The following is a 9,472-nucleotide window of genomic DNA, read 5'->3' on the forward strand; positions in this document are numbered from 1 at the left end:
TATCTTGCTTGTTACTATCAGCTTGAGCAGGAGTAGTAACATCATTATTTTGAACAGTAACTACATTATTGTCTTGACTTTGAGTTGACTCTACTTTTACATCTTGATTAGTTGCAACTGTAGATTGAGCAGATTGTGTGTTCGAATTATTACTATCAGCGTGAACTGCGACACTACCAAGTCCAGCTAATGCTAAAAATGTAGTTCCGGCAATTAACCACATCTTACCAGCTTTATATAATTTGAATCTTTTTTTCTCGACTTCATTAAATTTCATAATTATCTCCATAATTTGTATGTTTGTTCAATTATAACATTAAGCTTAAATTAATTAATTAATTAATTAATNATCATCACATCTAAACAAAACAAAAAGAGATTAATTCATTTAAGAATTAAATCTCCTTTTCACTATCATTAAATATTAAAGATTTAGGTAACGACCATATACAGCTGGATAATATGATGACAGTTGGCTAACTCGATGAACACCTATACCAACACCGGCAACTTGAGCATCAATCATTAATCCATTTCCAATATATAAACCAGCATGAATGACACTACCACCTTCACAGAAGTATACTAAATCACCCTTTTGTGCTTTTTGGGCATCAGAAACAGTGGATTGAAGTTTTTGTGAGCTTGTCGTGAGACTACAGTGAGTTTGTTACCACATTTATCACAAAATGAAGCATCATCAGCGACCTTATTTCCACAATGAGGACAGAATTTCATAAAAATTCATCTTTTCTGAATATTAATAATGCAATTATACACTATTAAAATAGGGGAATACTGACTGTTAATCATTTATTTTCTTTGCTATACTATACTTTAAAAGACGACTATTAATATTAAATAAAAAAACAATGTTAATATTTTTGGGGAAAACAGATTGAATGAAAGCAAGTATGGTTTTAAATTAATTCCGAATAACGAACGGAATATGAATTATTGGGATATGTTTGCGACCTGGTATGGTGCAAATGCTAATAATGGAACATGGTTTATTGGTGGAGTGATTGCAGCCTGTGGATTATATGGTGGGATTACAGCAATGTTAGTCGGGGGAATTATAGCTTACTGTTTCCTAAGCTTAATGGGGTATGTCGGTTATAGAACTGGTGCAACCACCACTGTTCTTGCTAGAGGATCATTTGGAATTCGTGGAAGTTTGATTCCTACTGTTATTAATTTAACTTTGTTCTTGGGTTGGACGGCGGTCAATACTTTTATTGCTGCAACATCGCTTGCCTTTATTTTTCACAGCTTCTTCAAATGGCCACTTTTCGGTCAACCCGGTGGGAACTTAGGCTTAATCGTGGGAATTTTAGTGATGAGTGTCTTACACATTTTAAGTATCATTGCTGGACAACGTTCTGTTCAATTAGTAGAACGAATTGGAGTTATTTTAGTAATTATCTTTGTGATTTTGGAAGCTTTTGTGGTTTTCAAAAACGTTTCATTTACTCAGATTGCTCATTATGTGGTTCCTAAAGCACAACAAATGCCATTGGGACTTGCGATTGATACAATTGCTGCTTCCAGTTTAGGTTGGGTAATGGGCGGAGCTGATTTCACCCGTTTTACTGGTAAAAAGGGAACTTCAATTACCGCACCATTTTGGGGAGCTTTGTTAGGATTGCTGAGTTTTGGAATGATTGGGATTTGTACCACAATTAGTGTGGCTTTAACTTCTGGAGCTTACAATCCTAATAATTCTGATCCAAGTATTATTGCTAACAAATTAGGGCTTGGTTTAATTGCGATGATTGTGATTGTTTTGACCAGTATGACTGCCAATGCCGTTAACATTCAGGCTGGGGCATCTGCTCTAAATAACATGACACCTAAATTAAGTCTTAACAAATCTTTGGTCGTAATTACGATTGCTTCGATGATTTTAACTTTTGTGCCAATTTTGAATGGGAGTTTCTTGAATTCTTTCATTTCATTCCTTGATTATACCGGAATGTTACTTGGACCAATTATTGCAATTATGGTAGTTGATTACTTTATTTTAAATAAAGATAGTTACAATCAAACTGCTTTATCAGATATCAACGGAAAACTTTGGTATCACGATGGGTTTAACTTGATTGCGATTGTTTCTTTAGTAGTAGGGGTCTTGATTTACTTAGCGCTTAAACAAGTTGGCTTTATTAAAGACTTCACTGGAGCAACTTTCATTACGATGGGAATTGTTGCTGTTCTTTATTTGGGAGCTAGCAAAATTTTTCATAAATAAAATTAAAACTATGCTATACTAAGCACATAAAAATAAAAAGTTGGGGTGCCACGAGCTGAGATTAAACCCATTGAACCTGATATAGTTTGTACTATCGAAGGAAACTTTATAACTTTAGATGATTAAAGATTGTATTTGCGATGCAATCTTCAAAAATTAATTTTTCTAAAGCTCTCTGCTTGTGGCCGAGAGCTTTTTATTTTGGAAAAATTAATTTTTGGAGGAATATCATGAACAAATGGCATTTGAAAGACATTATTTTAGTAACTTTAATTGGGATTGTATGTGGATTGATTTTCTGGATCATGGATCCAATTTACACAGCAGTTACCGCAGTTTTAACCCCAATGGGATTAGCACCCTTTAGTGGAGCAATTTTAATTGGATTTTGGACAATTGGTGGTCCATTAGCATTAATGGTAATTAAGAAACCAGGTTCAGGATTACTTGCTGAATTTTTAGGGGCAGCAGTTGAAATGTTGCTAGGCGGAATTTGGGGAGCTGCAACTTTAATTTCTGGTTTAGTTCAAGGGATTGGATCAGAATTAGGTTTTGCTTTCACTGGTTACAAAAACTATGGAAAATTGGGAATGTTTTTATCAACTTTAACCACCACCATCGTGACGTTTGGTTACCAACTAATTAAACATGATTATGCTGGCTTTAGCTTTGGGTTGATTGCTGCATTATTTATTGTAAGTTACATTTCCGTTTTTCTTTTTAGTGGAGTGCTCTCAATGGCAATCGCTAAGATGTTAAACCGGACTCATTTATTAGAAAAATAATTAAATTCAACAAAAGAAAATTCTCTCACAATTATGTGGGAGAATTTTTTGATTTTTAAAATTAAAATATAATATGCTGTAATTGTTGTTTTATCAAGGCTTTTATCACGTGTAACCTATTTATAGACACGTAATTGGACAGTGCTACGATAATTAGCTAGGTATTTTAATCAGTTTAACGTAAGCTAACTTCAACGAATCAATTCGTATGGAGGAGATTTTTATTTTTACTTTATTAGTTATTTTATTAGCCCTAGCATTTGATATTTTAGTTTATCTGACTGCTGGAAGTTTTTTAGCAGTCGAATCTTTTGGAATTTTTGCCATAATCATTTATTTAATTCCGGCCTTGTTAAATGGAGTAATTATTGCAACCGGAGTAATGGAAAATATTAAATTCCGTTTTTTAAAATACATATTACCAACATTAACTTTATTTGCTTATTTTGTATTTGGAAAGATGGTAACTTACAGTTCAGAATGGGAAAAATTTGTTACAAATAATTCCTATTCTAGTGAATCATTTTCAATCCAAATTTCAAAAGACTTGCTTAGTATAGATCAAATTTTGTTTATTTTAATTCTTAATTTTTTAGTTGTAATTGCAGTTAAAAAAGTCATGACTTATTTTAAACGGAGCGGTAATTAATGGTAAATAATAGATATCGTATAAAATGGTTGCTTATTTTGCTTTTTACTCAAGTTGTTTTTGATATGATTACGATCTTTGTTTTCCGCATTGGAAAATTGATAGTTCCAATTTTATTGACTAACTTAATCTTTAGTTCAGAGCATTTACTTAATTTAAGCAGTCAATCATTAATAATTACTGGCGGGCAAATGATTCAAACCTTTGGAATGGGAATTCTATTCACTTGTTTATATATTCGCACACAAAACCTGATTGTTCCTATGATAGCTCATTTTACCTTAGACTCTGTGATAATATTTTTGCTCCCAATAACGCAAAGTGATCAGGTAAATCCGATGATTACTTTTGGATAAGCCGTAGTCGTTATGACAATTTATATTTTATTTGGAATTAAAATTATTAAACCAGTATTTAAACAAAAATTCAGATAAAAAAACGATTTGCGCATTGGCAAATCGTTTTTATTTTATAAATATTGATTTAAAGGATATCCACTAGTTAGGTATAATCCTAATCCACCAACAAGTAAGATAAAGAAAATAACTAACCACACAAGTCCTAGCGTAAGACGCTTACGATTTTTAGTAGCAAAAGCCATTTCAATGATTCCAATTAAAATGATTCCTAAAATAACCTTAATAATGGTTAAAGCAGGGTGATTTGGAAAAGCGTGACTGACTAATAATACACCAGTTACGATTGCAAATAGATAACCAACTCGTGTAATCATCATTGAGATTAAGCTTAATTTTCGTGATTGACTAAATAATGCAATGATAGTTGTTACTAAAATGACCATCCATGTAATTAAATGAATCCAAACTAAGTACATAATTAATATTCCTTTCAGTGCGTTTAACTCTATTAAAAAGCTAAACTACTAAATTAAAATCTAAAAATTAATCTTTATCTTGAATTTTTTTAACTTGTTGATATTGACTGTTCATCCAATCAAAGTAGTTAGTTCCAGCAGGGACTGTTTCAGTAACTTTAACAACTGGAACATTATTCTTTTTAGCCAGTTCAGCTAAACCGCTAATAGTTTTATTTTCCTCCTGTATGTTTTCTACAAAGAAGGCGACTTTATGGTGCTTGATATCATTACGAAGCTTAACAAGGTCTTTAGGCGATGGATCAACATCTTTTTCAATGGCATTAGCAAAACTAGAATCGATGACTTTGTAACCCATTACTTCAAGTGAGTAGTTAAAGACTGGTTCGCTCACAGCAACGTTTTGGTGCTTACTCTTGGTAGCTAGTTCTTTAACCAGGGTTTGGTTCTTTTTCATTTTATTTTTGTAAGCTTCCGCATTTTTTTCAAATACTTTTTTATTCTTGGGTTGAAGCTTACTATAAGTTGCTGTTAATTTGTCAGCTAATTTACTCATAGTGTTAGGATCGTACCAAATATGTTCATTGTCACCGTTCTTTTTATTCATCAGCTTACCAACGTTAATGACAGTTAGATTGTTACCGTTATTACTATCTAACTTATCCATCCATTCATCGTAGCCAAGACCATTTTCAACTACCACTGTTGCTTTACTAGCTAAGACGGCATCAGAATTTTTGGGATTAAAATCATGCGGATTAGTTCCGGGTTTTACAATATATTTAACTTTTCCATGATTACCCAAAACGGCTTTAGCAGGTTCTGCATAAAAATTAGTGGTCGTTACTACGTCAATTTTATTAGATTTTTGACTATCTTGATTTTTACAACCAGTTAAAAATAATGCTATTGTAATAAATGAAAATAGAATACTAGAAATTTTAACAATTCGCTTCACTTTGATTCTCCTAAGTAATTTTTTAAAATACATATTATAATTAAATAACACTGTTACCTTACTTAAGATAACATCGTTACCTTAATCTAGCAAGAAAAAATATCGAGGTCCAAAATGGGAACAAAACGTAATTATGAAATGACCAATGAGTTATTGTTAGCATCTGCAAAAGAGTCTTTTTTAACGCAAGGATTTAAGGACACCAAGTTGCGAGATATTTGTCGTCGTGCTCATCTCACCACAGGAGCATTCTATAAACATTTCAAATCAAAGGATGATTTATTAGCTCAGTTAGTTGAACCGTTCTTACAAGATTTAAAAACAATCTATAGCAAACAAATTAACGATGCACTTAGTTCTATGACCCCTGAAAATATTAATCAAATTTGGCTAGAAAAAGTTTTAAATATGGATGATGTGATTCATGCGGTTTACCAAAATCGTGAAATTGCTGATTTACTACTTTTTAAGACTAATGGCTCTAAATACAATAATTTAGCAGAAATGATTACCCAATTTTTTGCCGATAAAGTGGCTCAGATAATTGCTGAAATGGAACAAAAAGAGATCTTACCAAATAATTTTGTACCTGATCAACGCCAAATTCATTTTTTTGTGTATTCTAATACGGCAACCTTTTATGATATTTTGAAACATTCCTTTACTGAAGCAGAAACCATTAAATTGGACCAAAATCTCTGTCAGTTTAGTTACTATGGGTGGATTAATGTTTTGAAATTGAATTAAAAATAAAAAGATCGGCAAAGTACGTTTGTACTTTATTGATCTTTTTTGAATATAATTTTATGAATCCATTTGTGCCAATTCTCCAGATAATGCCGCTGCTAATGATAATGCAAGATCGGTTATTTTGGGGTTATTTGATAAATGAATGAGTTCTGGATGATTTAATTTAATTTCAAAATAGTTGGAAATGCCAATCGTACCAAAGGTTGCTGCAATTTGAAGTAACAGGGAGTTAGTTACATTTTCACTTTGATAAATGGTTGCCAAAGGTTCACTTAGCGTACTATTTTCCAAAGCAAAACAAACTAATAAATTTTCTTCAACTTGCGGTTGTTGGATGATTTTCTTTAACAATTCTTCGGTAGTTTCGATCTCTGGTACCTGACTATACAATCCTTGATAATTAATTGCTAGTTGGGCAATTTCAGTTAAAGAAATTTTCTGATTTTTTAATTGTTGCAAGATATATTGATAAGCAGATGGCATCTTTTTTCCTTAGTGAATAAAAATAATTAACTGAACGATGATTAGAGTTGCTAATAAAATGATCCAGTCTTTAGGATGAATTTTACTAATTTTGAAAAATGTTCGAGGTTGATTTTCCACGAATCCTTGCGATTCCATCGCTTGCGCTAGATCATTCGACCAGCCGATGGCGACAATCAAGGCTTTAAAGTACAAAGTTGGCATCCAAGGATGCAAAACTTTGCCACGCATATTTCCGTTAGCCCGAATGACTTTAATTTCATACTGTAAACGGGGAACTAAGTTGATGGCAGCTAACACACCATAGACAAATTTAGCAGGAACATGAGCATTTTGTTCCAGAGAATTAGCTAAATCAACCATGTAGGTGGTTAATGAGAAACTTAAGCCGAGCAAGACATAGGCATAAAGCCGAGTGAACAAAGCCGTTCCCATTATTAAGCCATCACCGTAATAGAATTGGGAAAAGAAAATTCCTAACGCAGGGAGAAGCGCAATTAGACAGAAAGTTGCCACGGTTTTAATATTCACCCGTTTCCAAATTAGGTAAGCCAAACAGGCTACGATAATCACCACGTTTAGCGTGATGTTAGTGATAAAAGAAATTTCAAAGGCAATCAAAAAGCCGAGTAATAATTTAATGGCAGGATTCATTAGAGTACCTCCTTGTAAGTTAAGGATTGGTCAGCAAATTCAATGTGATAATCAAAGAACTGATTGAATTGAAAAATTTGGTGACTGATGACTACTAAAGAATGGTGTCGCTTGATAAATTCAGTTTGGAGTATATTTTCCACGATTTCAACTGATTTACGATCAAGTCCGGCAAATGGTTCATCCAATAACATAATTTGGGGATCACGAATTAACATTAATAAAATTTGCAGTTTCTTTTTTTGTCCACCACTCAGCGTGTAAACTACTTGTTCCATTTTATCGTCTAGTTGTAGGGTACTTAACGTAGCTTCAATTTTTTCCCCATTCCAAAAGTCTGATAGGGCAGTCTCCTTTGCTAATTGTAGTTCTTCAGCAACGGTTACATTTAGGAATTGGTCATTGGCATTTTGAAAAATTAAAGCGATTTGTGAATAGAATAACTGATCTTTTATTTTTTTAATGTTTTTTTCGTTTAAAAAGACTTGGCCACTGTATTTTTTTAGTTTAGTTAGGGAACGAAAGAGGGTTGATTTACCAATTCCACTTGCTCCAGTTAACAAAGTACAACCTTGGTAAAATTTGAAATCAGGACAATGTAACAAGGTATGGTGTTGTGCTTTAAAACTAAAATCATTGACTTGGATGTCAGAATTTTCCGTTGGCATTTTAAAATGGACATCTGGTTGATAATCATTATTTAAAATTTGGTAAGTTTCCGGAGCTGAAAGTTCTTTAATTGAAGTTCCTTCCACACGGAATAAATGTTTAACTAATCCCGCATAACCGGTTAGATCATGGTCTGAGATGATAATCGTTTTGTGTTTTTCTTGTTGTAATTTAACTAATTTTTCCAGAATGGCTTGTTTAGCTGGTAAATCAATACTAGCAAAGGGTTCATCTAACAACAGAATGTCAGAATCTAAGGCGACCATGGTTGCCAAAATTACTTTTTGTTTTTCTCCCCCAGAAAGGGTTACGATTTTTCGCTGTGCCAAAGGTTGAATCTCGCAAAAAGCTAACGTAGCTTGGACCCGGGCTTCAATCTCGGCGGGTGGAGTTTGAATGTTTTCTAACGCAAAAACCAGTTCTTCGCTGACTTTTTGCATGACAAATTGTTGGTTTGGATCTTGAAACATCATGCTAATTAGTTTGGCTCGTTCAAGTGGTGAAATCTTTTTAATGTTAGTACCATTAATTTTAATTTCTCCACCATACGTGACATCATCATCTAAACCCGCAATAATCGTCATCAATGTTGATTTACCACAACCAGACGGGCCGGTTAAAAGTGAAATTTCACCACCGGGAAAAGTAACATCGACATTTTCGAAAATTGGTTTCTCATTTTTTTGATACTTAAAATTGAAGTTTTGGACCTCGATGTTGTTCATCATAGCTTCCTCCAAAGAAAAAGCCATCTTCTATTAAGAAGACGGCTTTTGTTTTATTAAAATTAGACAACTGTTTGTCAGATTACCTCCGCTAGCATTACCTAGATCAGGTTCAATGGGTATAATCTCAGCCGTTAAGCACCCCAGCTATTTAATTGTGTCTTTATTATACCAAAGAAAGGTTCGAAATACTTTGTGACCTTGAAATTACCACCGATTTTTCCAATCAATCATCGCGGTAAACATCTTTCTAGCATCTTTACCTTTCGGCGTGAGCTGATATTCCAAGCTTGGGGGAATAACGGGATAAACCGTGCGAGTAATGATGCCATTCTTTTCTAAGGTTTTCAATCTAGCTGATAAGGTTCGACTACTCATGGTCGCAAATTTTTTCTTAAAGTACCATAGTGGTTATTGCCGTTTAAAATCTCACTAAGAATTACCGTCGTCCATTTTTGACCGAATAACTCAAAAATGGGGGTTAGTTCACAAATTGGAGTTTTTTGAATATTTTTATCCAAATTTTTCACCGCTGCCTTTCCCTGATACCATAAAAAAGTTTACTTTAGTAAACCCGATGTCATTATTTTCCCTACTTGTTTAAGTAAAGTGACAAATTTAAGCTTATTTAACATAACTTTAATTTTTTAAGTGGGAGAAGAAAAATGGAAAGAAAAAGTAACGCTTGGTTGATTTTATCCATAATTGGCGAG

12 protein-coding genes, 2 pseudogenes and 2 riboswitches are annotated in these 9,472 nt (G+C 33.3%); of the genes and pseudogenes, 5 read left to right on the plus strand and 9 right to left on the minus strand.

The window, feature by feature from the left end:
• From FD36_RS06695 to FD36_RS07080, 3 genes and pseudogenes are all read right to left on the minus strand, one after another.
• The coding region (locus FD36_RS06695) for a KxYKxGKxW signal peptide domain-containing protein (RefSeq protein WP_170207321.1) at positions 1-277 on the minus strand (277 nt) is incomplete at its 3' end.
• A 147-nt stretch (positions 278-424) separates the two neighbouring features.
• A pseudogene (locus FD36_RS06700) lies at positions 425-631 on the minus strand (NlpC/P60 family protein); the annotation flags it as partial.
• A complete protein-coding gene (locus FD36_RS07080; protein WP_082610634.1) occupies positions 586-738 on the minus strand; it encodes a zinc-ribbon domain-containing protein in 153 nt (50 codons plus the stop codon). The pseudogene FD36_RS06700 and the gene FD36_RS07080, both read right to left, overlap by 46 nt.
• A 160-nt stretch (positions 739-898) precedes the next feature.
• Here FD36_RS07080 and FD36_RS05570 point away from each other — a divergent pair, with 160 nt between their 5' ends.
• The 4 genes from FD36_RS05570 to FD36_RS05585 all read left to right on the plus strand — a co-directional run bounded on the left by FD36_RS05570 (position 899) and on the right by FD36_RS05585 (position 4,041).
• Positions 899-2,251, plus strand: a complete 1,353-nt coding sequence (locus FD36_RS05570; RefSeq protein WP_263850780.1) for a purine-cytosine permease family protein — start codon at positions 899-901, stop codon at positions 2,249-2,251.
• A gap of 31 nt (positions 2,252-2,282) precedes the next feature.
• Positions 2,283-2,371, plus strand: a riboswitch (TPP riboswitch).
• Between the two features lie 110 nt (positions 2,372-2,481).
• Entirely contained in the window at positions 2,482-3,036 is a 555-nt protein-coding gene (locus tag FD36_RS05575; RefSeq protein WP_056958653.1) for an ECF transporter S component, read from the plus strand.
• A 208-nt stretch (positions 3,037-3,244) separates the two neighbouring features.
• Positions 3,245-3,685 (plus strand): Msa family membrane protein, encoded by a 441-nt coding sequence (locus FD36_RS05580; protein ID WP_056958654.1) that lies wholly within the window; start codon positions 3,245-3,247, stop codon positions 3,683-3,685.
• A complete protein-coding gene (locus FD36_RS05585; protein ID WP_056958656.1) occupies positions 3,685-4,041 on the plus strand; it encodes a CPBP family intramembrane glutamic endopeptidase in 357 nt (118 codons plus the stop codon). Before FD36_RS05580 ends, FD36_RS05585 begins: the two co-directional genes overlap by 1 nt.
• 113 nt (positions 4,042-4,154) lie before the next feature.
• Here FD36_RS05585 and FD36_RS05590 read toward each other — a convergent pair whose 3' ends face one another.
• Positions 4,155-4,520, minus strand: a complete 366-nt coding sequence (locus tag FD36_RS05590) for a YisL family protein (RefSeq protein WP_056958658.1) — start codon at positions 4,518-4,520, stop codon at positions 4,155-4,157.
• Positions 4,521-4,587: 67 nt separating this feature from the next.
• Positions 4,588-5,478, minus strand: coding sequence for a metal ABC transporter solute-binding protein, Zn/Mn family (locus tag FD36_RS05595; RefSeq protein ID WP_225361301.1), 891 nt, complete (start codon positions 5,476-5,478; stop codon positions 4,588-4,590).
• A gap of 114 nt (positions 5,479-5,592) precedes the next feature.
• On the opposite strand from FD36_RS05595, the gene FD36_RS05600 reads away from it, so the two are divergent.
• Positions 5,593-6,225, plus strand: a complete 633-nt coding sequence (locus tag FD36_RS05600; RefSeq protein WP_056958660.1) for a TetR/AcrR family transcriptional regulator — start codon at positions 5,593-5,595, stop codon at positions 6,223-6,225.
• A gap of 57 nt (positions 6,226-6,282) precedes the next feature.
• Here the strand turns inward: FD36_RS05600 and FD36_RS05605 are convergent, their stop codons facing one another.
• The 4 genes and pseudogenes from FD36_RS05605 to FD36_RS06845 form a co-directional block, all read right to left on the minus strand.
• Entirely contained in the window at positions 6,283-6,711 is a 429-nt protein-coding gene (locus FD36_RS05605; protein ID WP_014081454.1) for a hypothetical protein, read from the minus strand.
• 9 nt (positions 6,712-6,720) lie between these two features.
• Positions 6,721-7,365 (minus strand): energy-coupling factor transporter transmembrane component T family protein, encoded by a 645-nt coding sequence (locus FD36_RS05610; RefSeq protein ID WP_056958662.1) that lies wholly within the window; start codon positions 7,363-7,365, stop codon positions 6,721-6,723.
• On the minus strand, positions 7,365-8,762 hold the full coding sequence (locus FD36_RS05615) for an ABC transporter ATP-binding protein (protein ID WP_225361976.1): 1,398 nt from the start codon (positions 8,760-8,762) through the stop codon (positions 7,365-7,367). Before FD36_RS05615 ends, FD36_RS05610 begins: the two co-directional genes overlap by 1 nt.
• A 62-nt stretch (positions 8,763-8,824) precedes the next feature.
• Positions 8,825-8,915: riboswitch (TPP riboswitch) on the minus strand.
• Positions 8,916-8,966: 51 nt separating this feature from the next.
• A pseudogene (locus FD36_RS06845) lies at positions 8,967-9,146 on the minus strand (winged helix-turn-helix transcriptional regulator); the annotation flags it as partial.
• Between the last annotated feature and the right edge of the window lie 326 nt (positions 9,147-9,472).

It is taken from the genome of Fructilactobacillus sanfranciscensis DSM 20451 (assembly GCF_001436035.1).
In the GTDB taxonomy this organism is placed as follows: domain Bacteria; phylum Bacillota; class Bacilli; order Lactobacillales; family Lactobacillaceae; genus Fructilactobacillus; species Fructilactobacillus sanfranciscensis.